This is a genomic window from Aneurinibacillus tyrosinisolvens (assembly GCF_001015055.1).
Classification (GTDB): domain Bacteria; phylum Bacillota; class Bacilli; order Aneurinibacillales; family Aneurinibacillaceae; genus Aneurinibacillus_A; species Aneurinibacillus_A tyrosinisolvens.
Genome location: NZ_BBWZ01000030.1, coordinates 34775 through 58980 on the forward strand (window position 1 = coordinate 34775; position 24206 = coordinate 58980).

General features: G+C 47.3%; 26 protein-coding genes and 1 pseudogene. 23 read left to right on the plus strand and 4 right to left on the minus strand.

The window, feature by feature from the left end:
* Positions 1-9 precede the first annotated feature (9 nt).
* The 10 genes and pseudogenes from hfq to MBEAL2_RS20555 all read left to right on the plus strand — a co-directional run bounded on the left by hfq (position 10) and on the right by MBEAL2_RS20555 (position 8076).
* On the plus strand, positions 10-240 hold the full coding sequence (gene hfq, locus MBEAL2_RS20515; RefSeq protein WP_047154117.1) for an RNA chaperone Hfq: 231 nt from the start codon (positions 10-12) through the stop codon (positions 238-240).
* A gap of 107 nt (positions 241-347) precedes the next feature.
* Complete coding sequence (locus tag MBEAL2_RS20520; protein ID WP_047154118.1) at positions 348-758, plus strand: nitrogen regulation protein NR(II); 411 nt, start codon at positions 348-350, stop codon at positions 756-758.
* A gap of 8 nt (positions 759-766) precedes the next feature.
* Positions 767-889 (plus strand): hypothetical protein, encoded by a 123-nt coding sequence (locus MBEAL2_RS33710; RefSeq protein ID WP_269082501.1) that lies wholly within the window; start codon positions 767-769, stop codon positions 887-889.
* A gap of 199 nt (positions 890-1088) precedes the next feature.
* Complete coding sequence (locus tag MBEAL2_RS20525) at positions 1089-2471, plus strand: FAD-binding oxidoreductase (RefSeq protein ID WP_236692963.1); 1383 nt, start codon at positions 1089-1091, stop codon at positions 2469-2471.
* A 408-nt stretch (positions 2472-2879) separates the two neighbouring features.
* Complete coding sequence (locus MBEAL2_RS20530) at positions 2880-3377, plus strand: helix-turn-helix domain-containing protein (RefSeq protein ID WP_047154119.1); 498 nt, start codon at positions 2880-2882, stop codon at positions 3375-3377.
* 1 nt (position 3378) lies between these two features.
* Positions 3379-4407, plus strand: coding sequence for a linear amide C-N hydrolase (locus tag MBEAL2_RS20535; RefSeq protein WP_047154120.1), 1029 nt, complete (start codon positions 3379-3381; stop codon positions 4405-4407).
* 232 nt (positions 4408-4639) lie between these two features.
* The gene (locus tag MBEAL2_RS20540) at positions 4640-5662 is read left to right on the plus strand and encodes a methionine ABC transporter ATP-binding protein (RefSeq protein ID WP_047154121.1); all 1023 of its coding nucleotides are present in this window, start codon (positions 4640-4642) and stop codon (positions 5660-5662) included.
* A gap of 55 nt (positions 5663-5717) precedes the next feature.
* On the plus strand, positions 5718-6317 hold the full coding sequence (locus MBEAL2_RS20545; protein ID WP_236692966.1) for a methionine ABC transporter permease: 600 nt from the start codon (positions 5718-5720) through the stop codon (positions 6315-6317).
* A 20-nt stretch (positions 6318-6337) separates the two neighbouring features.
* A pseudogene (locus tag MBEAL2_RS20550) lies at positions 6338-7508 on the plus strand (pyridoxal phosphate-dependent aminotransferase).
* Between the two features lie 55 nt (positions 7509-7563).
* Positions 7564-8076, plus strand: coding sequence for a peroxiredoxin family protein (locus tag MBEAL2_RS20555; RefSeq protein ID WP_082130067.1), 513 nt, complete (start codon positions 7564-7566; stop codon positions 8074-8076).
* Between the two features lie 69 nt (positions 8077-8145).
* On the opposite strand, the gene MBEAL2_RS33715 is transcribed toward MBEAL2_RS20555, so the two are convergent.
* Entirely contained in the window at positions 8146-8280 is a 135-nt protein-coding gene (locus MBEAL2_RS33715) for a hypothetical protein (protein WP_269082502.1), read from the minus strand.
* A gap of 124 nt (positions 8281-8404) precedes the next feature.
* Here MBEAL2_RS33715 and MBEAL2_RS20560 point away from each other — a divergent pair, with 124 nt between their 5' ends.
* The 3 genes from MBEAL2_RS20560 (at position 8405) to MBEAL2_RS20565 (ending at position 9342) form a co-directional block, all read left to right on the plus strand.
* On the plus strand, positions 8405-8713 hold the full coding sequence (locus tag MBEAL2_RS20560) for a DUF4870 domain-containing protein (RefSeq protein WP_047154122.1): 309 nt from the start codon (positions 8405-8407) through the stop codon (positions 8711-8713).
* 75 nt (positions 8714-8788) lie between these two features.
* Positions 8789-8959 carry a hypothetical protein gene (locus MBEAL2_RS32305; protein WP_173427730.1) on the plus strand — a complete coding sequence of 57 codons (171 nt, stop codon included), beginning with the start codon at positions 8789-8791 and terminating at the stop codon, positions 8957-8959.
* A 98-nt stretch (positions 8960-9057) separates the two neighbouring features.
* Complete coding sequence (locus MBEAL2_RS20565; protein ID WP_047154123.1) at positions 9058-9342, plus strand: hypothetical protein; 285 nt, start codon at positions 9058-9060, stop codon at positions 9340-9342.
* Positions 9343-9365: 23 nt separating this feature from the next.
* Here MBEAL2_RS20565 and MBEAL2_RS20570 read toward each other — a convergent pair whose 3' ends face one another.
* A complete protein-coding gene (locus MBEAL2_RS20570) occupies positions 9366-9722 on the minus strand; it encodes a potassium channel family protein (protein ID WP_236692964.1) in 357 nt (118 codons plus the stop codon).
* Between the two features lie 313 nt (positions 9723-10035).
* On the opposite strand from MBEAL2_RS20570, the gene MBEAL2_RS20575 reads away from it, so the two are divergent.
* The 4 genes from MBEAL2_RS20575 to MBEAL2_RS20590 all read left to right on the plus strand — a co-directional run bounded on the left by MBEAL2_RS20575 (position 10036) and on the right by MBEAL2_RS20590 (position 15638).
* Positions 10036-13197 carry an efflux RND transporter permease subunit gene (locus MBEAL2_RS20575; RefSeq protein WP_047154125.1) on the plus strand — a complete coding sequence of 1054 codons (3162 nt, stop codon included), beginning with the start codon at positions 10036-10038 and terminating at the stop codon, positions 13195-13197.
* A complete protein-coding gene (locus tag MBEAL2_RS20580; protein WP_047154126.1) occupies positions 13190-14626 on the plus strand; it encodes an efflux RND transporter periplasmic adaptor subunit in 1437 nt (478 codons plus the stop codon). The genes MBEAL2_RS20575 and MBEAL2_RS20580 overlap by 8 nt, the downstream gene beginning before the upstream one ends.
* A 62-nt stretch (positions 14627-14688) precedes the next feature.
* Entirely contained in the window at positions 14689-15111 is a 423-nt protein-coding gene (locus tag MBEAL2_RS20585; RefSeq protein ID WP_052947869.1) for a hypothetical protein, read from the plus strand.
* Positions 15112-15308: 197 nt separating this feature from the next.
* Positions 15309-15638, plus strand: coding sequence for an ArsR/SmtB family transcription factor (locus tag MBEAL2_RS20590; protein ID WP_047154127.1), 330 nt, complete (start codon positions 15309-15311; stop codon positions 15636-15638).
* Between the two features lie 173 nt (positions 15639-15811).
* Here MBEAL2_RS20590 and MBEAL2_RS20595 read toward each other — a convergent pair whose 3' ends face one another.
* Entirely contained in the window at positions 15812-16513 is a 702-nt protein-coding gene (locus MBEAL2_RS20595) for a CAP domain-containing protein (protein WP_047154128.1), read from the minus strand.
* A 272-nt stretch (positions 16514-16785) separates the two neighbouring features.
* On the opposite strand from MBEAL2_RS20595, the gene MBEAL2_RS20600 reads away from it, so the two are divergent.
* From MBEAL2_RS20600 to glnA, 6 genes are all read left to right on the plus strand, one after another.
* Positions 16786-17715, plus strand: a complete 930-nt coding sequence (locus MBEAL2_RS20600) for an AAA family ATPase (protein ID WP_047154143.1) — start codon at positions 16786-16788, stop codon at positions 17713-17715.
* A gap of 23 nt (positions 17716-17738) precedes the next feature.
* Positions 17739-18821, plus strand: a complete 1083-nt coding sequence (locus MBEAL2_RS20605; RefSeq protein WP_047154129.1) for a tetraprenyl-beta-curcumene synthase family protein — start codon at positions 17739-17741, stop codon at positions 18819-18821.
* A 162-nt stretch (positions 18822-18983) separates the two neighbouring features.
* On the plus strand, positions 18984-20210 hold the full coding sequence (gene hflX, locus MBEAL2_RS20610) for a GTPase HflX (RefSeq protein ID WP_439644894.1): 1227 nt from the start codon (positions 18984-18986) through the stop codon (positions 20208-20210).
* Between the two features lie 17 nt (positions 20211-20227).
* On the plus strand, positions 20228-21496 hold the full coding sequence (locus MBEAL2_RS20615; RefSeq protein ID WP_047154131.1) for a methionine gamma-lyase family protein: 1269 nt from the start codon (positions 20228-20230) through the stop codon (positions 21494-21496).
* A gap of 106 nt (positions 21497-21602) precedes the next feature.
* Positions 21603-22010: a MerR family transcriptional regulator gene (locus tag MBEAL2_RS20620; protein WP_047154132.1), complete on the plus strand. Its 408-nt coding sequence runs from the start codon at positions 21603-21605 to the stop codon at positions 22008-22010.
* A gap of 62 nt (positions 22011-22072) precedes the next feature.
* Positions 22073-23407, plus strand: a complete 1335-nt coding sequence (gene glnA / locus MBEAL2_RS20625) for a type I glutamate--ammonia ligase (protein WP_047154133.1) — start codon at positions 22073-22075, stop codon at positions 23405-23407.
* A 423-nt stretch (positions 23408-23830) separates the two neighbouring features.
* On the opposite strand, the gene MBEAL2_RS20630 is transcribed toward glnA, so the two are convergent.
* Positions 23831-24206: transposase (locus tag MBEAL2_RS20630; RefSeq protein ID WP_047154134.1), on the minus strand; the 376-nt coding region annotated here is incomplete at its 5' end.

Genomic DNA, 24206 nt, shown 5'->3' on the forward strand with positions numbered 1-24206 from the left:
GGTATTCCCATGGCAAATACCATCAACATTCAGGACACGTTTCTCAATCACCTGAGAAAGGAGAACGTGCCTGTAACCATTTACCTTGTAAATGGGTTCCAGCTTCGCGGTTTGATTAAAGCATTCGACAACTTTACCGTTGTAATTGATACAGAAGGAAAGCAGCAGCTGGTATACAAGCATGCCATTTCTACCTTCTTACCACAACGACCGGTTTCCTTGATGCCTGACAGCGAGTAATCTTTGCTTTTGGGGCACCGTACCAGACAGTTTGTATGCTGTCTGGTTTTTTTGTGGGTATGATGTACATAGAGGACAAGTTGTGTTCTAGAAAGGTGGTTTGCTGCTTGACATATCGCAGTGTTTTTGAAGAAGATGAAACGGTTTATGCCCTGGACAGTGTCGGGGAAAATATTTTTATTGCGGATAAAGAACACCGTCTCGTATGGATGAACCAATACGCGCAAAACTTGATTGATGATATTGCGGCTGATTTGCATATCGGCGGGCATCAGGACTTAATAGGCCATAATATTGGCCGCTTTCACCGTGATCCACAGCATCAGGCACGCATTTTGCGGAACGGCCCTTTTCCTCACCGGGCTCAGATTAAACTCGGGAAATATACAGCTAGAATTATTGTAACCGAATATAGAAATAAAGAAAAAGAAGTGAAAGGGTACATCTTAATCTGGCAGGATGTAACGAAGGAGGAGGCGCAGAAGAAAGAAGAACAGAAACGATTTATGTTGGGCTGACGCCGGTTATGGCCCGCTATATTGTTCTTTCCGGCATTGAGACGAAGGTAAAAACATTTTCTTCTTTTCCGCAGGGAATTCGCTATGCTCTTAAACAGGAAGGATATTCGGTTGAAAAGAAAGATTTCTAATTATAAAGACCCGGCTGCAGAGCCTACTAAAATCCCCACCCTTTTCATTATCTGTAGAAGTTCAGAAGGAATTAATGATATTGAATGGAATAATTATCTTAGCGAATAAATTTCTCAATCATTAATATTTTCTTTATATTTAGTATAATTTTTACTTTATATATTCCGGTTTCTATTCTATATCTGTGGAGGGGTAATAATGAATATGGTGAAAGAAACATTGCTGGTTGAACTAAGAAAAATGATTTCTGAGAACCAGGTGACAGTGAATCCGACCGTATTAGAACAGCATAGCAGGGATGAATCATATCATACACCGCATTTGCCGGATGTTGTTGTATTTCCGCAGAACACGGAAGAAGTAAGCAAAATTATGAAATTCGCCTGTGAAAATGGAATTCCTGTTACCGCATTTGGCTTAGGGACAAGCCTGGAGGGGCACGCTATTCCGTATCATGGAGGCATCTCGTTAGATTTCCAATTGATGAATCAAATCCTCGAGGTTCGCCCGGATGATTTTTTGGTACGGGTACAACCAGGGATTACCCGAACCCAGCTAAATAAGGAATTGAAAAAACACGGACTGTTTTTCACGGTCGATCCAGGGGCGGATGCGACACTTGGGGGAATGGCAGCAACGAATGCAAGCGGTACGACCTCTGTACGGTATGGAATTATGCGGGATCAGGTACGTGATTTAGAAGTAGTCCTGGCCGATGGACAGATTATTCATACAGGCAGCATGACAGCTAAGTCGTCATCTGGTTACCATATTACGGGGCTGTTTGTCGGCTCAGAAGGAACATTAGGTGTATTCACGGAACTGACTTTGCGCGTGTTTGGCATCCCGGAAGCCATTACTGCAGCGCGTGCTGTGTTTCAGACGGTAGAAGATGCTGTCACGTCGGTTGTTGATATTCTATCAGCGGGCATTCCGGTAGCCCGTATCGAACTGGTGGATGAACGCTCCGTTGAACAAGTAAATTTATATAATAACACAGCTTACCCCGGCAAGCCGACTTTGTTTATTGAATTTCATGGAAATGAAGCTGGGCTTCAGTATGATGTTGATTTTGCAAAAAAACTGGTAAGGGAAAACGGCTGCGAGGACTTTGTATTTGAAACAGATTCAAAGGCAAGGGCCCAGCTATGGGAAGTTCGTCATAATCTGGCTTACGCCTTTATTCATAAATCACCGGGCAAGAAAATGATGGTGACAGATGTGTGTGTCCCTATTTCTGAATTGGTAGGGGCGGTCCGGGATGCGCGGACGGCTGTTAATGAGGCCGGTTTAGATGGGGCTATACTCGGCCATGTCGGGGACGGGAACTACCATGTTCTTTTAATGCTGGACCTAAATAATCCAGAAGAAGTGGAGAGAGCCAAAAGGTTAAATGACCATCTGGTAAGTTACGCACTAAGCCGCGGCGGTTCCTGCACCGGTGAGCATGGCGTAGGCATTGGCAAGGCCGGGTATCAACGCAAGGAACATGGAGCTGCGTTAGATGTGATGAAAATAATAAAGAATTCACTGGACCCGAAAGGCATATTGAATCCCGGGAAGATTTTTGAAGTTGAGTGAGGCTAATATAACAGATTAAGGGAGAAAGACACGTTTATCATGTCTTTCTTCAGGATGTTGAGAAACTAAATAGAATAGGCACCGTTAGGTGCCCTAAACCATTGGGAGTTTGTTCATGCCCGATGGTTTTTTTGTGTCTGAATAGGAATAAATGCGTCAAAGAGGGTGCTATGGATACCTTTGCAAGAAAAATTAATTTAATATGAAAAAAGAAGAGGATAAATAGATTCATACTGAACTATCTATCCTCTAATCATTATAGTCTATTTAATTAAAACAGTGGGGATTTTGTGTGTCGCTCACCAGCCAAAAGTATAGAGAATATATCGACATATTTTACGTCAAAACCATTGACATAAAATATGTCATTGGTTATAATTGACGTAAATTATGTCGGAGGTGATGAGCATGAATGGAAAAGAAGCGTTACATGCAAAAACAACGCTGGAGTATTTAGTTTTAGTAAATGAGCAGTCGTATTCACAAATTGGAAGAGAGCTACATATCACACCGCAGCAATTTTCGGATTGGATTAAGAAACGCAGACCGATTCCTAAGGAAAGGCTCCTGGCATTAAGTGAATATTTTCAGGTTGGGGAGAGATGTTTGGTTGATGAAAAGAATTTTGCAAGAAATTTAACAGAGGTTACGAAAATCGACATCCAGATGCTGTTAGTTAAGAAGATCATGGAGAAAGGCGAGGAAGATATCAGTCCCTACAAAGAGAAACTGGAAAAACTGGAGAAAGAAAAAGCAAAACAAATAAGAATCGGGCGGCTGGCTGCTATCCTCCATCAGGAAAATGAAGAAATCGATACGATGATTGACGCCGTGCTGGAACAGATTGAATCGGGAAACACAGCCAGGCTAAACGATATCATTAGCGAACAAAAGAGGGGGAAATGAAATGTGCACAAGTTTTGTAATCGGGGATGCCGCAGGGCGAATCGTTGGAAAAAATATGGACGTTTTTTATGATGACGGGTATTTATTTAGCAACCAGCGGAATCTCGCCAAGACCGCGTTTGTTCTGCCGCCCGGGAAACCGGCAGTGTGGGTGTCCCAATATGGCAGCCTTACCTTTCACCAGAGTGGGAAGGAATTTCCGGTGGGGGGAATGAATGAAACAGGGCTTGTCGTTGAGCAGATGACGCTGTGGGAGACTGAATATAGTATGGACGATGGTCGGCCTGCCATCAGTGAACTTCAATGGATCCAATACATGCTGGACACATGCCGTACGGTTCGTGAAGTAATTGAAGCTGCATCTCGGATCAGAATCGGCCAGGGCACGCCTCCTCTTCATTATCTTGTATGCGATAGACAGGGAGATACTGCTGTGATCGAGTTTGTGGAGGGAAACCTGGCGGTCTATACGGGAGAAGAATTACCCGTCCCCGTCCTTTCGAACAGCACATATAAACAATCGCTGGAATATGCAGACCAACCTGCCATTCTTGCAGAAAATGGTTTAGATGAATATAAACAAAATTCCCTGGAGCGCTTTACCGGTGCAGCAAGGCTCATTCAATCACGCAAAGCAGGTACCCCGGTGTCTGCAAACGAAGCTTTTGAACTACTGCAAGTTGTTAAACGGCAGGATACGGTTTGGTCGATTGTGTATGATATTGCCAACCTGGAAATTCACTTCTTCACAAACCGTGAAAAGGAAAGAAAGAAAATTCAACTCCGGCATTTTGATTTTTCTGATGGGAAAACGGCAAAGGCGCTGCCTGTCCATTGCCGTGCAGCGGAAAATATACAGGAACGCGTTGTCGATTATGAACGCCGGCTAAATAAGGAACTCGCACAGTCGTTTTTTACGAATGAAACATTTGCGCAGGTATTTAAGTGGAACATAACAGAGGAAATGATTGACTTCTATGCCGGCTATCCGGAGCAATTTGTTAAGCAAAACGATATGCAGGTTAAATGATGGGGAACCGCCTTGGAAAGGGCGGTCTTTCTCGTTTTAAATTCGGATAGAAATTGACTAAACTTATATAAATGCAGTACATTATGTATTGTGTTTCTTTAGTAGATAAGAAAGTATAACTTTCTTATCTACATAAGGGCAACTAAGGTGCTAGCCAAGTTTTCTTTATATGCACAAAGAATTGCCGTGCAAACGCTCATATACAATTATATAGGTAAGGAGGGAGATCCGATTGATTTCCATTCAAAATGTTGTAAAAACGTACGGGACGGGCAGTACAGCGGTCCATGCCATTAAGGGCGCAAACCTTGAAGTGCAAAAGGGTGAGATTTTCGGTGTTATTGGTTTCAGCGGTGCCGGCAAAAGCTCGCTTATCCGCTGTGTCAACCTGCTGGAACGCCCTACTTCAGGTTCGGTTGTTATTAACGGAACGGATTTAACGAAGCTATCCACAAATGAACTGAGGATGGCCCGCCGCAAAATCGGGATGATTTTCCAGCACTTTAATCTGCTGTCTTCCAGCACGGTGTTTGACAATGTCGCGGCACCGCTCCGACTGAGCAATGCACCTAAAAGCGTTATTCAGAAAAAGGTAAACGAGCTCCTTGAAATCGTAGGTCTCGCCGGGCGTGCGAGTGCATATCCATCCCAGCTCTCCGGCGGCCAGAAGCAGAGGGTAGCTATTGCCCGGGCGCTTGCCAATGACCCTGAAATCCTGCTTTGCGATGAAGCAACGTCTGCTCTTGATCCGCAAACAACGGACTCGATTCTCGATTTGCTGCTTGATATTAATAAGAAATACAACCTTACGATTATGCTCATTACACATGAGATGCACGTTGTTAAGAAAATCTGTGACCGGGTTGCGGTGATGGAGGAAGGGGACATTGTGGAAATGGGAACCGTGCTTGATATTTTCTCACGTCCCCAGACAGCAACGACCCGGAACTTTATCCGCAGTATTTTTGACGACTCCCTGCCGGAAGGATTGTTGGAGCGCGTGCAGCATGCGCCCGGCAGCCGGATCGTTCGCCTGACGTTTATCGGGGATAACACAGAGGATCCAGTACTGGCCGAATTAACCGAGCGTTATCATTTAAAACCGAACATTCTTTTCGGGCATATTACACAGGTCAAGGAAACAACATTCGGGTATCTTGTCATCTCGCTCAGCGGGGAATCGGCCGTACTCGATGAGGCATTGCAGTATGTGGATGAAAAGGGAGTAAAGGCGGAGGTGATTCATCATGTTTAACGGAATGGATCCGCACTGGGATTTATACATCCCGGCGTTGCAGGAAACATTGTACATGGTCGGGTTTTCAATCGTCATTGCTACCCTGATTGGAATTCCGCTCGGTGTTCTTCTTGTCATTACGCGGCCGGGGCACATTTTTGAACAACGGTTTATTTACCAGATTGCCAACACCATCATCAATATTATTCGTTCTGTGCCGTTCATTATTTTGCTGTTCGCGCTTATCCCGTTTACAAAGCTCGTGTCCGGAACGTTTATTGGTGTGGAGGGTGCCATTGTTCCTCTTGTCGTCTATGCTTCCCCGTATATTGCACGGCTGATGGAATCAGCCCTTCTGGAAGTGGATGCAGGCCTGATTGAAGCCTTTCAAGCGATGGGGGCGACGCGGCGCCAGATTATTTTCAATGTCATGCTGAAGGAAGCGCGCCCTGCGCTCATTTTATCGCTTACGATTGCACTCATTGGCTTGATTGATGCGACCGCGATGGCAGGCATTATCGGGGCCGGCGGGCTCGGGAACCTTGCCTACCGATACGGATTCCAGCGCTGGGAAACGCTTGTTATGATTTTTACGGTTATCATTTTAATTATCCTTGTTCAGATTTTCCAAACGCTTGGAAATCGGATTGCGCGCGCAATGCGTAAAGACTAGAGATAAAGGGGAGAACACCCGTGAAGTTTGAAGCATCAGAAGGGATGAAGCGGCTGCCTTCGCAATTTTTTTCAAGCTTAGTAGCCAAAGTAAACCGGGTAGTGGAGCAGGGGCATGATGTCATCAACCTTGGACAGGGAAATCCCGACCGTCCAACGCCCTCCCACATTGTAGAGGCATTAAAGCGGGAAGCGGAAAACCCGCTCCACCACAAATACCCGCCCTTTCAGGGGCGGCTCGAACTAAAAGAAGCGATTGCCCACTGGTATAAGCAGGAACGCGGGGTTTCTGTCGACCCGGCAACCGAGGTGGCCATTCTGTTTGGCGGAAAAGCAGGGCTCGTCGAAATGAGCAACATTTTCCTCAACCCGGGCGATATTTGCCTTGTGCCGGATCCGGGGTATCCGGATTATTGGTCCGGTGTAGCGATGGCCGGGGGCCAGATGGTGATGATGCCGCTTCGCGCGGAAAATGATTTTTTGCCCGACTTCTCTGCGATTCCCAAAGAAACAGCACGCAAGGCAAAAATGATGTTTTTAAACTACCCGAACAATCCGACCGGGGCGGTGGCAACGCCTGCTTTTATCGAAGAGGCGGTCCGCTTCTGTCTGGATAACAAAATTCTGTTAATCCATGACTATGCATACGGTGCCATCGGATTTGACGGTGTGACCCCGCCCAGCTTCCTTTCTCATCCGCAAGCGAAAGAGGCAGGGGTGGAAATTTATACCCTTTCGAAAACATACAACATGGCCGGATGGAGGGTAGGCTTTGCGATTGGCAACCAGGAAGTCGTCCGGTTGATTAACCTGTACCAGGATCATTATTTTGTCAGCCTGTTTGGCGCCGTGCAGATGGCGGCTGTTGAAGCCTTAACAGCTTCCCAGGACTGTGTGAAAGAGCTTGTTAGCGTGTATGAGTCACGCCGCAACACGTTTTATGGCGCTATCCACCGCATCGGCTGGAAGGCCGAACCGATCAAAGGCTCCTTCTTTTCCTGGCTGCCTGTCCCTCAGCCTTATACGTCTGCTTCCTTCTCTGATTTGCTGCTGGAAAAAGCACACGTTGTTGTGGCGCCGGGCATTGGGTTTGGTGAGCACGGTGAAGGATATGTAAGAACAGGCTTGCTCGTGGACGAAAAAACGCCTGGAAGAGGCGGCGGAAAGAATCGGTCGCCTCGGTCTTTTTTAATTAAATGTTAACCGTTAGGAAAGAATAATGAGAGAAGCGTTTAGGAGGGATGGCATTGGCTACATTAGCTTTAGGAGATAAGGCACCGGACTTTTCGCTTTTAACTGCGTCTGGTGAACCGTATTCATTTGAATCTTACCAAAGGAATCATAAGGGCTGGCATTTGCTTGTTTTTTTCAGGGGAGCCTGGTGACCTGTCTGTGTCGAAGACCTCCAAGGTTTGGAGGAAGGCAAAGGGTTTTTTGAAGACAAAAACGTCTATATTACGACGATATCCACTGACAACCGTGATAATTTAAAAAAGCTGGTTGATGATAAGAAGTTGTCTTTTCCGGTGCTATGCGATGAAAACGTAGAGGCAGTAGAGGCTTATGGTGTGTTTTATCATGGCGATGATGCTCCCTATGAAGACCATGGTGCACACGGAGAACCGGCCTATTTCCTCGTTGACGAAAATGGCCGCCTGCTCTACCAACAAAAGCAAACGGGTCCATTCGGCCGTCCGTCTGTAATCGACCTGCGCAAAATTGTTCAATACATTAAAAAGAATCTAAAGGTTAATTTTTAAAGGGAATCAAAATGCAAAAAAAAGCAGCTATCCCGACAGTGAAGGATAGCTGCTTTTTTTATTTCCAAATTAGTGGAGCTTTTTCTCATCCTGCTCTTTTTCCGTTTGTTCCGTGTTTACTTCAATGTTACAATCTCCACACACCCAATGGTTTCCGATATCGTTCCCCGGACTTAGCTTTCCGCAGGTTTCACATGTAATCATTATAATCCCTCCTGAGGGTTTTATAACTAGTTTATTTCTCTTTTACTATGACTATACAAAAAGTGAAACGAATTCACAAGTTTATCGTATGGTAAGGTGACGAAAATAATGGGAGGATAACTAAATGGACCGAAAACCAGCCTGTTTAATCATACACGGAAGTACGTTTTTTGCTCCGATTCTTGTGCCTTTGCTGTTTGTTTTTCTTGCCGAAGATCGCTATGTGAGAAATCTGGCGGTTGAAGCGCTTTTGTTTCACATTGTGATGTCAATTTGTTTTGCAGTAGCAGCATTTTTAATGATTTTGTTAATCGGGTTTGTCCTGCTTCCCATCTTTGCCCTGATTTATTTGTGGTACCCGATTAAAGGATTTATTCGGGCGCTGAAGGGGGAAGAGTTCCACTATCCGCTCGTCGGAAACTGGGTACGCTAAGCAGCGCCGTGTTCTATCTCTCCTCTTCCTGCATATACATATAAAGGTGTGAATGTAAGAACTGGAGGGATTTTCATGTACCTGGGTGTATTTGATATGAAAGAGCGGCTGGATCAAATGAGGAAGCTCTTAAAGGAAAAGAAACGGCTTTGTGAGCTGCTTGAGGACGACATTCAACAGATTGAGCGAGATATAAAAACGCTGGAAGACCGAGCGGAAGACTCTCACAGCAGCCTTACCGTCTAATTCGGCAGCGTTCGCTTCATTGGGTATTTGTCCCTCTTCCTTCTCCCATGGCACATGCGTAGTATATAGTAGATGCCGAAGCGGAGAGGGTGAGAAAAATGAACAAGCGTGATATAAAGAGGTTTGCCAGAGAGCATCCGGAGTTTGGGGATTGGGCTAACCGGCACGCCTCGAAACTCAAACCGTACGCAAAGCAGCGAAAGTACAAAGAAATTGTGCAGGAGTGGGAAAGAAGCAGGCAGCCGCTGCCTGAAGAGCACAAGATGATGGCACACCAGATTGCTGAATCGATGCGGGATGTCCAGAACTTCATGCGGAATGTTGAAACGGTTTTTAACCGGATTAAACAGATGCACGGCAAAGCAAAAAACCTCAAAAGGTAAATCCTTTTGAGGTTCTTTTGTATTCAAAGGGAGGCATTATCAGAGTGCGTCCGCTTTTTATCGGACGCCCGCATGGCGTCGTATTGGGGCAGCTGAAAATATTTAATGACAAGAGCGGCAGGAAGAATGTAGCCAATCATCGCTTCCACAATAGCGGCGGCACGTGCCCAGCCAAACGGCGTGATATCTCCGTACCCCACAGAAAGAAGCGTAATGGAACTGAAGTAGAAGGACCGCGTAACCAAATCGAATGGCTGACTCTGATGGGAAGGGGCGGCGTAATGATCGGTGATGTTTCCAAAACCGGTAAGCTCCAGTGCACAGTACAGAACAGAAAAAGCAAGCGTGATATTTATATACAGGATAAATAACGCCAGCATGTTATAAAAGGTCCTTCGTTTCGAAATATAGCGGTTCATAGACGTATCTTTAAGCCTCCTTTGTTATAGGACGAGCGGTACTATATGTGTATGCGGGAAAACGCAACTTCAATCCGCCGCATTTTCTCGTTAAAAATGAAAAGTTACTACTTTGTTTTTTGGGACGAATCAGTTACAATGAACATTGATTCATAGACGAAATGAGCCCGAAAGGAAGGATAGGGGAGTGAAACTTTTCGGCTATATATAGCGTAAGTATCGATAGGCTGAGAAAGAAACCATTCTACAGGGAGTAAAAAAGGGGAGATAGAGGTTGAAAATAGCTGAATTATCGGTAAAGCGTCCTGTAACGATCGTCATGCTATGCATTGCGGTCGTGCTATTCGGAATGATCTCTTTGCCGTTGCTAAAGGTAGATTTATACCCGGAACTGAATGTTCCCGTAGCGGTCGTCGCTACAAGTTATCCGGGTGCGGCGCCGGGCGAAGTGGAAAATCTCGTTTCCAAACCGCTTGAAGAAGCAATCGGAACCGTAAGTAAAATTAAAACGATAAATTCTGTCTCCATCAACGGTGCCTCCCAGGTTATCGCCCAGTTTAACTGGGGAACCGACATGGATCAGGCTGCGCTCGATATGAGGGAGAAGATCGATCTTGTGCGTGACAGGCTCCCTGACGGCGCCAACGCACCGCGCGTCATTAAAATCGACCCGAACAGCACGGCGATTGTATCGCTTGCGATGTATGGGAAGACGGATGTGACCGAACTAAATAGAATCGCGAAAGATGTAATCCAGCCAAGGCTGGAGCGGGTAGACGGTGTTGCCTCGGTCTCTATTTCCGGAGGGAAAGAGCGGGAAATTCAATTGACAATCAATCCGGATGCTTTAAATACATACGGGTTAACGGTAGAACAGATTACCCAGAGCCTCGGTGCACGCAACTTGTCCGGGACGGCAGGGAGCGTAGCGGAAGGCGACCGGAACGTCAGTATCAAGGTAACAGGTGAATTTGACAGCGTGCAGAATATCGGGGAAACTCCGGTAGCCTTACCTTCCGGCGGCACCATTCAGCTGGCGGATCTTCTGACCGTTACAGACGGTTATAAAAAAGTAGCCCAGAAAACGAAGGTAAACGGCCAGACCGGCCTGGGGCTTGATGTAATGAAAGCATCGGGTGCCAACACCGTAAACGTGGCCGACGCGGTGGCGAAAGAGCTGGAGGTAATAAAGAAACAACTGCCGAAGGGCGTCCAGCTTGTAACTATTCTCGATACATCTACTTTTATTAAGGACTCCATTAACACGGTCATTAGCCATACATTGGAAGGCGGTATTTTCGCGGTTATCATCCTGTACCTCTTCCTGAACAGCTTCCGTTCAACGATTGTCGTTGCAGTTGTTATTCCGATTTCTTTAATCGCGACGTTTTGCCTTATGTATTTCTCCGGGCAAACGATTAACCTTATTTCATTAGGGGGATTAACGCTGGGTCTTGGGTCGCTTGTCGACTTTGCCGTCGTTGTACTGGAGAGTATATACCGCAAGCGCCAGCAGGGACTGGAAATCACGGCCGCTTCGATTCTTGGTACGAAGGAAGTCGGAACGGCAGTCATGGCGTCTGCCCTGGCTCAGATTTCTGTGTTTATCCCGATCGTATTTGTTGAGGGGCTTGCTTCACAGTTGTTCGGGCCGCTCGCGCTGACGGTTGTGTTTTCTCATATTGCGGCCCTTGCCGTGTCGGTTACACTCGTACCGATGATGTCATCCAAGCTGCTAAAAAAACCGCCGCGTGAGCCGCAAGAATATATTCATTCCAGCAGCAAAACCCCTATGGCGTTATTTCAGAGAGGATTTCACCGCACGAGCGAGCGGTATGCAAGCTTGATTGCCTGGGCGCTCACCCACCGGAAAACGGTTATCTTCTTTACGCTTGGCGCCTTTATCGCTTCGGTTGTTATTTTTGTTACACCGCTCATCGGAAAAGAGTTCATGGCGGCTTTTGACCAGGGCGAAGTAGCGGTACAGGTTAAGCTGCAGCCAGGCTCCAAGCTGGAGGAAACAGAGAAGATTGTTAGCCAGGCCGAAGAAATTGTGAACAAAGTTCCTGAGAAGGAAAGGGTATATACTTCCATAGGGCGCGGCGGGATCCCGGGTGTCGTCCAGGTAGATACAGCCAATCTTGCTTCGATTCAGTTGAAGCTTGTGCCAAAAGACAAACGCAGCCGTTCAACGGAACAAGTAGTCGAAGAGCTGCGCAAGAAAATGAACACCATTGCCGGTGCTGAATTTACGGTTGATCTTGCCTCTCCGGGCGGGGCCCCTCAGGGATCGGCTGTTGATATTTCAGTGCGCGGGGACGATTTAAAAGTGCTGGCTGATTTGAGTAAGTCGATTGCCGGTTTGGTGAAAGAGGTAGAAGGCACGCGTAATGTAGCCTCCTCACTGGATGCCGAGAATGAACAGTTCCAGCTTAAAGTAAACAGCAATGTCGCCGCGCAGTACGGTGTGACCACGAGTCAAATTCTGTCAGCTGTACGCACCGCTTTTGACGGCCAGGTCGCAACACAGTACCGGACGGGCGATGATGAAATTGATGTTCGTTTGAAATTCCCGGAAAATTTCAAGTCTGAAATGAACAATATTGAAGGTGTTATGATTTCAACGCCAGGCGGCGCCAAGGTAGCCGTTGGCCAGGTCGCAACGATTACAAAGGAAGTCGTTCCACAGCAAATTACGCGTAAAAACCAGACGCGTGAAGTGAATATTACCGGGGATATTAGCGGGCGTCCATTAAATGCAGTCACACAGGACGTTGATGCTAAGCTGGCAGGATTAAAGCTGCCTGACGGGTATTTCATCGAAACGGGCGGCCAATCAAAGGATATGGCAGATTCCTTTAGTAGTCTCGGCCTCGCTATTGTATTGTCGATTGTTCTCGTCTACATGGTTATGGCCAGCCAGTTTGAGTCGCTTTTTTATCCGTTCGTTATTATGTTCTCGATTCCACCGACACTTATTGGTGTCGTTATCGGTTTGCTTGTGACGAGACAGTCACTCGGGGTACCGGCGCTCATGGGCTACATCCTGCTTATCGGGATTGTTGTGAATAACGCCATCGTGCTCATCGACTATGTAAACACCCTCCGGAAAGAGGGGATGGAACGGGATGAAGCCATTAAAAAAGCAGGTCCTATACGTTTGCGCCCTATTATCATGACCACACTGGCAACGGTGCTTGCCATTCTGCCGCTGGCATTCGGCGGAGGGGAAGGAAGCGAGGGCATGGCCCCGCTCGCCGTTGTTGTCGTATTCGGGCTTACCTTCTCCACCATGATTACGCTTGTGCTTATTCCTGTCGTCTACACGTTGTTTGACGATATGATTGAAAAACGCAGGCGTCGCCGGATGGAGCGTCGGGAGAAAAAAAGACAGCGGAGAGATCAGGAAACAGGAGGGAAACCATTCCATGCGTAAAATAGTAATGGGGATGACGATTGCCGGTCTTGTGGTGAGCAGCGTGCTTGCCGCAGGATGCGGAGCAGGCGGGAGCAAGGAGGCTGCAGCCCCGGCAGCGATAAAGACAATTTCTGTTGAGACAGCATCAGCCGTAACCGGTTCGCTTGATAAGGGCCGGGCGTTAGCAGGCACGACGCAGGCGCTGCAGCTTGTCAATGTTGTGCCGAAAACGAGCGCGCGGGTGACCTCCATTAACGTAAAGGTCGGCCAGGAAGTGAGTGCAGGGGACGTGCTTTTCCGTTTGGACGGCCAGGATTTACGCCACGCTGTTGAGCAGGCGCAGCAAAGCCTCGCCCTTTCCAGGGCGACGCTGGCACAAGCCCAATCGCAGCAGCAGAGCGGGGTTGATAGCGCTCAGGGTGGCATTAACCAGGCAAACAGCGGTCTCATTCAGGCAAATACGGCCTTGAATCAGGCCGTGAATGGCCTTGCGACAGCAGCGAATGGGCTTGAACAGGCAAACAATGGATTGGACCGGGCACAGCAGGCATATAATGATGCCAAAACGAACGCGGATCGCATGCAGATGCTCTTCGATCAGGGAGCGGCCAGCAAACAGCAGCTGGAACAAGCGCAAACACAGCTGACGAACGCCCAGATTGCGATACGGGATGCGCAGGTAGGAAAGAAAAATGCGGCAGCGGCCCTGAAGAATGCCGAGACAGCGAAGGGCAGCGCGGAGGCGACGAAGAAAAATGCGGCGGCCTCCCTGCAAACGGCACAAAAGCAAGTGAGCAATGCGCGTAAAGGGGACGGGATCGAAGTCTCGCGCCAGCAGGTGAAGCAGGCGGAAGTCGCGCTGAAAATCGCCCGCGACAACCTTGCGAACGCGACGGTCGTGGCGCCGATTTCAGGCATGATCGGGACCATCAACGGTGAGATTGGTGATTTTGCTTCGCCGCAGAGCCCGTTTATGGTCCTGGCAAATCTGAATCCGATGAAGGTGATTGTGAACACACCGGAAAACCTTGTCCATCTTTTTGCGATGGGTCAAACCGTAGACGTTCAGGTGCCTTCTACAGGGATGACGACAAACGGAACGGTGGCGAGCATCAGCCCGTTAAATCTGCAGTCCAAAGGATATCCGATCACGATCGAAGTTCCTAACGCGGGCGGAGAGTTAAAAGCCGGCATGGTCATTCAAGTGAATGTCGCTTCCCCGGGTGCAAAGAGAGGCATTGTCATTCCGACAGCTGCCGTCTTAAGTGAGGATGGAAAACCGTATGTCTTCATTGCTCAGGGAGATAAACCGGTCCGCAAACCCATCACGATTGTTGAGGAAAACAGCGACCGGGCGATTGTTACCGGGCTTAGCGCAGGCCAGAAAGTAATTACCAAAGGGCAGTCTCTCCTTAATGGGGACGTAAAAATATCAATAAAAAAATAGTTTAGTTTCACCTCCTGTTGTACATCCTGTGAAGGAGAACCTAACACAGGAGGGATCAACGAATGAAGAAACTGCTTGCGTGTGTGACGGTATTGCTAATGGCATTTGGCGCGGCGGGCTGCCAGGAAAGGGGCGACTCCTCTCAGCGGTCGTTATCTTCCGGGGATCAGGGTACGCAAAGTAAAGAAGTAATTGCCCAATCCCCGAGTCTTGCCGTCTCTCATTCCATTGAAGGGGATACGGTGTATCTGTCCTTTCTCACCCGGAACTTCTCCTATACTCCGGAAGGTGTGCGTGCGCCGAACAGGCAGGGGGAAGGGCATATAAATGTTTGGGTTGATGGAAAGAAGTCTTCCGTATATGAGGGTAAGAAAGAAATCCCGGCCCTTGTTCCAGGGGTTCATAGGTTTGCGGTTGAACTGGCACAAAACAGCAACAAACCGTATTCAGGGACGAAAATCGAATTTGAAATAACGGTAAAATAAAAAACCAGTTTATGAGCGATTCCGGATCGACGAAACAAGTCGAATCCGGAGTCGCCTTTTTATTTCCTATAAAAAATAAATCAATTTTTTTTGATAAATGCATTGCATAATTGGTCGAACTTGCATATACTACAATTAAATCAAATAATATTGATGTAACTTTATTACTGCTTTTGAAGAAATGAGGGAGAATACACATGAAGAAAGAATTGCCGTTACTACATAATTCCCTTGATAACACGTTTGAACAGTACGAAGCAAAATTCAAAGCTCTGGCAGACAAAAAACGTCTTCATATTATGTATGAATTATGCCAGCGGGGAAAAACATGTGTTTGCGATCTTACAGAGATTGTAGATATGCAGCAGTCAAAGTTGTCTTATCATCTGAAAATTCTCCTTGATGCGAACCTCATTGAGAAAGAGACAATAGGAACCTGGAGCTATTATCAATTGAGCGAAAAAGAGTTGAGTGGTCTTCTTTCAAACCAACTTTGCTGCGTTTTTCTGTCCGGTAAGGGAAATTAAATTTTTTTACTCTATAAATCAATTTTTTGATATTAATGGAAACGGATGGGAACTCCTTTGTACAAAAGAAGATGCAGATGTTTACACTAAAGCCAGCGACAGCACGTGCTGTCCTGTTGATATGCAAAAAAAGAGGTAAATCTCATTAAGAGAAATACCTCCATCAAATAAATTTATCCTTTGAACATTTGCACAAACATTTTGCCGTACGGTCCGCCGTTTACAATCCCAATTCCAGCTTCCGTAAAGGCGCTGTTCAAGATGTTCGCACGGTGACCGGGTGAATTCATCAGAGACGTATGCGCAGCCTGAACGGTTGCATTTCCAGCGATGTTTTCACCGGCTGTGCGGTATGTTACGCCGTAGGTTCTCATCATATCAAACGGTGAGCCGTAGGTTGGAGATTGGTGGCTGAAATAGTTTTTGTTAATCATGTCCTGTGCTTTTAATCGAGCTAGCTTTTGTAATTCCATATTTACCTTCAGTGGTGCCAGTCCTTGTTTTGCACGTTCCTGGTTCACAAGGCTTACCATTTTCTGTTCATCAGCAGTCAGGCCTTGAGTAGCTGAAGCAGCTGGTGCAGGAGCAGCTGGCGCTGCCGGTTGCTTTACCGGTTGAGGTGCAGGCTGGGCTGGCCGGGTTACCTTCGCAGGGGCGGCTGGTGCATTATTTCCTACCGTTTCTACTGGAATCATGCTATATTGTTTACTATATTTGTCCAGTAGGCTTTGAAAATCACCCCATGAAGTAGAAGGTGTTTGATAAACGGTTTTGTACCCTGCAGATGCCGGGCATTCGCTGGCTGCTTGTACTCCTGTTGTGTTGAGGGTAAAAATGGATGCACAAATCAATGATGCAGCTAGTACTCTCTTCATCAAATCATTCCTTTATAGTAGATTGGCTGTTGGACAACCTCTACCATAGTAACATACAATTCATAGTAAATTAGTTGGTAATGTTTGCAAATCAATAGACTCGGGGAAAAGACGTTCCGTTTACTCCTAATTCGTCCGACAGAATCATACAGTAGTATAAGCAGCATTCATCGGGATTCACTTCTTCTGGGCGTTTGTCATATACTGCTTCAGAAGAGAGAGGTGACACGATGGGAAAGGTACGAAACGCTGAGACGATTCGAGGTGAGAAGATGGGGACGAATGGAAAAACAACCGGCAATCAAATTAAAGTCGTCTTTCGAAACGAGGAGCTGGCTCCCGTTAATCGCGATAAGATCATTAGTTCTCGCATGAAAGCACTGGACAATGAATCGGGCGCGCTTAAAGAACTGGAAAGTCTCGTAGGCCTTGATGAAGTCAAAAAACTCGTATATGAAATTTACGCCTTTTTGACGATTCGTAAGTTAAGGGAAGAACAGGGGTTATATAACTCTCCTCATATGTTTCATATGGTGTTTAAAGGAAATCCTGGAACGGGTAAAACAACAGTGGCCCGTATTTTAGGAAAGCTGTTTAAAGATATGGGGATTTTGGAAAAAGGGCATCTTATAGAAGTTGAAAGAGCGGATCTCGTCGGCGAATATATTGGTCACACAGCGTCGAAAACGAGGGATATTATAAAGAAGGCACTCGGCGGTGTGCTTTTCATTGATGAAGCGTATTCCCTTGTACGGGGCGGGGAAAAGGATTTTGGTAAAGAATGCATTGACACGCTGATTAAAAGCCTTGAGGATGATCGGAAACAGCTCATCGTCATTCTTGCCGGTTATAATGAAGAAATGGATTATTTTCTTTCCTGTAATCCAGGGCTCCCTTCCCGCTTTCCAATTAAGCTGGACTTCCCTGATTACCCCATTAACCAGTTAATTGAAATTGCGGATTCAATGTGTAACGAACAGGCCTACCACCTGTCACAGGAAGCCCGTTTTCTTATTCGTAAGCTTCTAAATAAGGAGCAGGAAGAGGGAACTGACCACTTTAGCAATGCAAGATATGTGCGGAATATGATTGAAAAGGCCATCCGCCAGCAGGCCATTCGTATTGTTACCGATCCTGCGGTCCGCGAAGTGAGCAAAAATATGCTGATGGAACTTAGAGCCCAGGACTTTGAGAGAGAATAACGTACGTAAAGGTGGTGAACTCCATGTATCCGAAGGGACCCCTTCGTTTGATGTACCGGATATATCGACACATTTTCCCTGCTGTTAGGGAAGAGCTTACCAGGTGGAAAGAGCGTGCTCTCAGCATTCCCGATCCGGAACTGCGCAAGCAGGCACTGGACAGCATTGAGAATAAAACCTTCCACTGTGAAGGCGGCTCTGTGTATGCGGCGGGAAACATGGTTTTCAAGGATGCATTAATCCGGTTAATAGTCGCTTATCAAACCATAAGCGACTACCTGGACAACCTGTGTGATCGTTCTACATCATGCAGCCTGGAGAATTTCAAGAGGCTGCACCAGGCGATGCAGGACGCTGTGTCGCTGGCGCCGCCTATGCTTGATTATTATGCCTTCAATGACGAGAAGGATGACGGAGGGTACTTGAGAGAGCTTGTTCTAACCTGCCAGCAGGAAATAAGAAAGCTGGCCCGGTACCCAGCTGTTAAGGAAGAGGTGCATCGTCTCGCCACGCTCTATTGCGAGTTGCAAACGTATAAACATTTACCGCACGGGAAGAGGGAGGAACGCCTCCTTGCCTGGTGGGAAAATAATAAAGGAATGGCACCGGGCCTTTCGTGGAACGAATTCGCGGCGGCAACCGGTTCGACGCTAGGCGTGTTTTGTTTGTTTCAGGCGGCTTCTGACCTGCAAATCTCACAGGAACGAATAAATAGCATTATGGAGGTTTATTTTCCCTGGATTTGTTCTTTACATATTCTGTTGGACTATTTAATCGATTTAGAAGAGGATCAACTCGGTGGCGACCTTAATTTTATCGCCTCCTATTCCAGTAAAGCTGAAATTTACGAACGGCTTTCCTTCATCGCCCGGAAAGCGAAGGAGAAAATCAGTGTGCTGCCTGATTGGAAGTTTCATGAGATGATCATTGACGGGCTGCTCGGGCTTTATCTTTCGGACGGGAAGGTGACCCGCCAGCCGATGGTGCAGGACGTGGCGAAGCGGCTTATCCGTTCCTCCCCGCTCCACACGCGGTTCTTTTTCTTGAATAGCCGCGGCTACCGCGGGGGAAAGGCCGTGCTGCAAGCGCCCCCTACCGTGAAATAAACTGTGCTGCAAAGGAAAACTCCCCATGGTTTTTTGTCTGCGGGGAGTTTTCGCTTTGTATTCTCCGTTCGTGTTTGGGGTATAGATTTGGTAAGATAATAAAAGATAAAGGAGGCGTTACTTATTCATACGATTGATGAACAAAAAACGGAACGGGCCATTCTGGTCGGGTATTATAAAAAGAACAGCGCCCAGCGCCACTTTGATTTATCAATGGAAGAGCTGGCTGAATTAACGGAAACGGCCCGCGCTGAAGTGGCGGCCGTGCTTACCCAGGGCCGGGAGCAGGTGGATGCGCGCCTGTACGTGGGAAAAGGGAAAGTGGAAGAAATTAATCAGCTCGTTCAGCAATTGGACGCTGATGTCGTTGTTTTTAACGATGAATTGACGCCAATGCAGGTCCGGAACCTGGAACACGCGATTGAATGCAAGGTAATTGACCGAACCCAGCTTATTCTTGATATTTTTTCCCAGCGGGCACAATCGAGGGAAGGGAAGCTGCAGGTTGAGCTTGCCCAGCTGCAATACAGGCTGCCCCGCCTGACCGGAAAGGGAGCGGAACTATCCCGCCTTGGGGCAGGCATCGGGACAAGAGGGCCGGGGGAAACGAAGCTGGAAAGCGACCGCCGCCACATTCGCCGCCGCATCGGGGAAATTAATGAGCACCTGGCTGAAGTGAAACGGCACCGCCAGCTTCACCGGGAGCGGCGAAAGAAAAACGAAGCATTCCAGGTGGCCATTGTCGGCTATACGAATGCAGGGAAGTCTACGATTTTGAACCGCCTTACCAATGCTGGAATTCTGGAAGAGAATCAGCTTTTTGCTACACTCGATCCGACGTCACGCCAGGTCATACTTCCGGGCGGGCAGGAGATTATTATTACAGACACGGTTGGCTTTATTCAGGATTTGCCCCATCAGCTCATTGCTGCCTTCCGCTCCACGCTGGAGGAAGCAACTGAAGCGGATTTAATTCTTCAGGTGGTCGATGCGTCCCATCCGGAATATCAGATTCATATGGAAGTCGTGGATGAAGTTCTTGAAGAGCTTGAAGCGTTGTCGATTCCCCGGCTGATTGCTTTTAATAAGATGGATTTAGCCCCGGAGAAGCCGGTAGCTCCTGTTTCGGGCGATTTAATCTATATGTCCGCCTACAATGAAGCGGATATGAAAAAGCTTCTATACATGATTGAAGACTATATCGGACGCCAGTACCAGCGCTATGTGCTGCGCATTCCGGCTGCCCGGGGGGACTTGCATGCGCTTATCCACCGGAAGATGCATATCCAAAGGGAAGAAATAAGCGAGGACGGCACACAGTATGAGATGGAGGTAAAAGGGAGAAACCTTGACCAAATCTCAACTGAGTTAAAGGAATACATTGTTTAGAGGAGAGAAGGAATCACGTGTTTTCATATTTAACGCACGGGGCCCAATTGGCCCCTTATGTTCATGAAGTGGAAGAAATGATCCAGCCGCGTCTGCGCGAAATTGAACGAATGGCGGATCTAAACCAATTTAAGGTGCTTCGATCCTTTCAACAGCACCAGGTGAGCGACTTTCATCTGTCTTTATCCACCGGATACGGATATGACGATGTAGGAAGGGAAACGCTCGCCAACATTTACGCCGGCGTCTTTGGCGGCGAGGCCGCGCTCGTGCGCCAGCATATTTTGAGCGGAACCCATGCGATTGCGATCTGCTTATTCGGCCTGCTTCGGCCCGGTGACGAACTGCTTTACATTACCGGCGCTCCGTACGATACGTTAGAGGAGATTGTGGGCATACGCGGTCACGGCAAAGGATCCTTAAAAGAGTACGGAATTGGCTATAACGCAGTGCCCCTTACAGCAGGCGGCGAAATTGATAAGGAAGAAATCAGGCGGTCTATACATACGAACACGAAAGTTATCGGGATTCAGCGTTCGCGCGGCTATGCGGACCGTCCCTCCTTTACGATCGAGAAAATAAAAGAAATGGTTTCATTTGTAAAAAGCATCCGTTCAGATCTGGTTGTTTTTGTGGACAACTGTTATGGGGAATTCACCGAGAATAAAGAACCGCTGGAAGTCGGGGCAGACATCATGGCCGGATCTTTAATTAAGAATCCGGGCGGCGGCCTGGCGAAAACAGGCGGATACATCGTCGGAAAAAAAGAATATGTAGAACAGGCATCCTACCGGATGACCGCGCCGGGAATTGGGGCGGAAGTCGGCGCTTCGCTCTATAGCCTGCATGAGATGTACCAGGGGTTTTTCCTGGCGCCCCATGTTGTAGGAGAGGCGTTGAAGGGAGCAGTATTTACTGCAGGGCTGCTTGAGAGACTCGGCTTCATTACAAACCCGCGCTGGGATGCCGCGCGGACCGATTTAATCCAATCGGTTCAATTCGGCACTGCAGAGGGGCTTGTGGCCTTCTGCCAGGGAATCCAAAAAGCTTCGCCGGTCGATTCGCATGTCGTGCCGGAGCCAAGCTATATGCCGGGTTATGCCGACGATGTCATTATGGCAGCAGGCACATTCGTTCAGGGGGCGAGCATTGAACTGTCCGCCGACGGGCCCCTTCGCCCCCCCTATCTTGGTTTCGTACAGGGCGGATTGACCGCTTCCCATGTTAAAGTAGGGGTGCTTACCGCGTTGAATCAAATGATCGAAAAAGGGCTGCTTTCGATTTAAAAAAATATGTGTAAAGTTACCTAACATATATTGACGAAGAAAGCTCACACATGTAAAATGAAAAACAAGGAAGCAAGGAGATTCACCGGCGAGAGGAGTAAGACGAATGAACGATGATATTCGCCGCAATATGGCTCTTTTTCCGATTGGAATCGTGATGCAGTTAACCGAGTTAACCGCACGCCAGGTCCGTTATTATGAGCAGCAGCAATTGATTCAGCCCGCCCGTACGAAGGGGAACCAGCGATTGTTTTCATTCAACGATGTCGATCAATTGCTTGAGATTAAGGCGCTGATTGAAAAGGGGCTCAATGTCGCCGGTATTAAGCAGGTTCTTGAATTAAAGAGTAACATGCCGGCCGATCCAACAGTACTAAATGAGAAGACAGAAGAAAAAAGAAAAGAAATGTCCGAGAGAGAGCTGCGTGATTTGCTGAAGCAGCAGCTCGTGCACGCAAACAGGCCCGGACAAACACCGATTATTAGGGGGGAGCTTTCCCGCTTCTTCCACTAATAGATACAAAATAATACTGGGAGTCTCCTTGCATGGAGAGATTACTAAGGAGGTAGTTGGAAATGGCAGCAAAGTACACAAAAGAAGATATTTACCGTTTAGTCAAAGAGGAAGACGTAAAATACATCCGTTTGCAGTTCACCGATCTGCTTGGAACGATTAAAAACGTTGAAATTCCTACGAGCCAGCTGGAAAAGGCGCTTGATAATAAAATGATGTTTGACGGCTCTTCCATCGAAGGCTTCGTGCGTATCGAAGAATCCGATATGTACCTGTACCCTGACTTAGATACCTTTGTTGTATTTCCGTGGACAACAGAAGACGGCAAAGTAGCCCGCTTCATCTGTGATGTATTCACTCCGGATGGCCAGCCTTTCATGGGTGACCCTCGCCAGATTTTGAAAGCTTCTCTTAAAGATGCAGAGAGATTCGGGTTTAACGCTTTTAATATCGGGCCGGAGCCGGAATTCTTCCTCTTTAAACTCGATGCAAACGGACAGCCGACAACTGAATTGAATGACCAGGGCGGATATTTTGACTTTGCGCCGCTGGATATGGGTGAGAATTGCCGCCGCGACATCGTGTTAACCCTTGAAAAAATGGGATTCCAGGTAGAAGCATCCCACCACGAAGTAGCACCGGGCCAGCATGAAATAGACTTTAAATATGCCAATGCGGTGGAAGCGGCAGACCAAATCCAAACCTTTAAGCTTGTTGTTAAAACAATTGCCCGTAAGCACGGATTGCACGCGTCATTCATGCCAAAACCATTGTTCGGCATTAACGGTTCCGGAATGCACTGCAACCTGTCGCTGTTCTCTGACGGGAAAAATGTATTCGAAGATCCGTCCACTGAACTTGGCTTAAGCGAGACAGCGCTCCAGTTCCTTGCCGGCATTCTGAAGCACTCCCGTGGATTTGCTGCGATTACAAACCCGACGGTAAACTCTTACAAGCGCCTGGTTCCAGGTTACGAAGCGCCTTGCTATGTGGCATGGTCTGCAAAGAACAGAAGTCCGCTTATCCGTATCCCGGCTTCCCGTGGCCTAAGCACGCGTGTTGAAGTCCGTAACCCGGATCCGGCTGCTAACCCGTATCTTGCACTTACCGTTCTTCTGAAAGCCGGGTTGGACGGAATTGAAAACAAACTTCAGGCACCACCGGCTGTTGATCGCAACATCTACGTTATGAATGAAGCGGAACGCCAGGAAGTAGGTATCGACAGCCTGCCTGCTACATTGAAGGAAGCCATCGAGCTTCTAAAAGCAGACGAAGTAATCTGCAGTGCACTCGGCGAGCACGCGCTGGAACACTTCATTGAGGCAAAAGAAATTGAGTGGGATATGTTCCGTACAACGGTTCATGCGTGGGAACGCGACCAGTACATTAACTACTAAAATCAAAACGGCAAAGTTATGCTTGTAACTCACAAAACATCCAGTCTTAATCAAGACTGGGTGTTTTTATGTACGCCCGGCATGGGTATTAAATGTTGACCGTCCACGGAATCTAGCTAAAAGTTTAACTGTAGAATAATTATGAGAAAGGTAACCTGACACTTGTAGTGTTGATTTCATTCTATTTTGTCACACGTTTCATCTTAACTTGTCATATGAATTCAGATTAAAAATGGGTAGTGTCAATAATTTTGTGTAAGTGAGTAGGGCATCCACCGGAAGGTGGATACAAAATCGGAATCAACCTCCTTGGAGACCAGGAAAAAAATACAGAAGGTTCAGTCAAGGGCGAGCCAAAGCGAGGGGGTACCGCCCCCTTGACGGGTTCTTCTATTTTTTTACAATGCTCAAGAGGAGGGGATTCTAGACTCCATATTTTTGTTTGAATTTATCCTGTAAAGCTGTATGGGCGGTCGCGAATCCCTTCAGTTTACGGGTCGACCATCGTTCCTGTAAGCCTTGTATGGTTAGGTAAACGATTTTCTCTGCTGCTTTCAGACTGGATAGACTGTTCATCGGTCTTAGGCGTTTGCGTATTTCTTTGTTGGTTCGTTCGATCCAGTTCGTTGTATAGATCACACTGTGGATGGCAGATGGATACGAGAGAAACGTAAGGAGAACGGGCAAATCCTCCTCCCAGGAAGCCACTTCCCTTGGGTACTTCTTGGCCCATTTTTCCTGGAACACCTGAAACTGGGTAAGGGCAGCTTCTTGAGTAGAAGAGCGATAAATGACCTTC

What these genes read in the sequence shown, in the direction of transcription:
- MBEAL2_RS20620 (WP_047154132.1), top strand. Translation starts at nt 21,603, where the DNA reads ATGAACGATGATATTCGCCGCAATATGGCTCTTTTTCCGATTGGAATC.
- glnA (WP_047154133.1), top strand. Translation starts at nt 22,073, where the DNA reads ATGGCAGCAAAGTACACAAAAGAAGATATTTACCGTTTAGTCAAAGAG.
- MBEAL2_RS33710 (WP_269082501.1), top strand. Translation starts at nt 767, where the DNA reads ATGGCCCGCTATATTGTTCTTTCCGGCATTGAGACGAAGGTAAAAACA.
- MBEAL2_RS20605 (WP_047154129.1), top strand. Translation starts at nt 17,739, where the DNA reads ATGTATCCGAAGGGACCCCTTCGTTTGATGTACCGGATATATCGACAC.
- MBEAL2_RS20595 (WP_047154128.1), bottom strand. Translation starts at nt 16,513, where the DNA reads ATGAAGAGAGTACTAGCTGCATCATTGATTTGTGCATCCATTTTTACC.
- MBEAL2_RS33715 (WP_269082502.1), bottom strand. Translation starts at nt 8,280, where the DNA reads ATGATTACATGTGAAACCTGCGGAAAGCTAAGTCCGGGGAACGATATC.
- MBEAL2_RS20585 (WP_052947869.1), top strand. Translation starts at nt 14,689, where the DNA reads ATGAAGAAACTGCTTGCGTGTGTGACGGTATTGCTAATGGCATTTGGC.
- MBEAL2_RS20600 (WP_047154143.1), top strand. Translation starts at nt 16,786, where the DNA reads ATGGGGACGAATGGAAAAACAACCGGCAATCAAATTAAAGTCGTCTTT.
- MBEAL2_RS20565 (WP_047154123.1), top strand. Translation starts at nt 9,058, where the DNA reads ATGAACAAGCGTGATATAAAGAGGTTTGCCAGAGAGCATCCGGAGTTT.
- MBEAL2_RS20580 (WP_047154126.1), top strand. Translation starts at nt 13,190, where the DNA reads ATGCGTAAAATAGTAATGGGGATGACGATTGCCGGTCTTGTGGTGAGC.
- MBEAL2_RS20525 (WP_236692963.1), top strand. Translation starts at nt 1,089, where the DNA reads ATGAATATGGTGAAAGAAACATTGCTGGTTGAACTAAGAAAAATGATT.
- MBEAL2_RS20570 (WP_236692964.1), bottom strand. Translation starts at nt 9,722, where the DNA reads ATGCTGGCGTTATTTATCCTGTATATAAATATCACGCTTGCTTTTTCT.
- MBEAL2_RS32305 (WP_173427730.1), top strand. Translation starts at nt 8,789, where the DNA reads ATGTACCTGGGTGTATTTGATATGAAAGAGCGGCTGGATCAAATGAGG.
- MBEAL2_RS20535 (WP_047154120.1), top strand. Translation starts at nt 3,379, where the DNA reads ATGTGCACAAGTTTTGTAATCGGGGATGCCGCAGGGCGAATCGTTGGA.
- MBEAL2_RS20530 (WP_047154119.1), top strand. Translation starts at nt 2,880, where the DNA reads ATGAATGGAAAAGAAGCGTTACATGCAAAAACAACGCTGGAGTATTTA.
- hfq (WP_047154117.1), top strand. Translation starts at nt 10, where the DNA reads ATGGCAAATACCATCAACATTCAGGACACGTTTCTCAATCACCTGAGA.
- MBEAL2_RS20560 (WP_047154122.1), top strand. Translation starts at nt 8,405, where the DNA reads ATGGACCGAAAACCAGCCTGTTTAATCATACACGGAAGTACGTTTTTT.
- MBEAL2_RS20545 (WP_236692966.1), top strand. Translation starts at nt 5,718, where the DNA reads ATGGTCGGGTTTTCAATCGTCATTGCTACCCTGATTGGAATTCCGCTC.
- MBEAL2_RS20590 (WP_047154127.1), top strand. Translation starts at nt 15,309, where the DNA reads ATGAAGAAAGAATTGCCGTTACTACATAATTCCCTTGATAACACGTTT.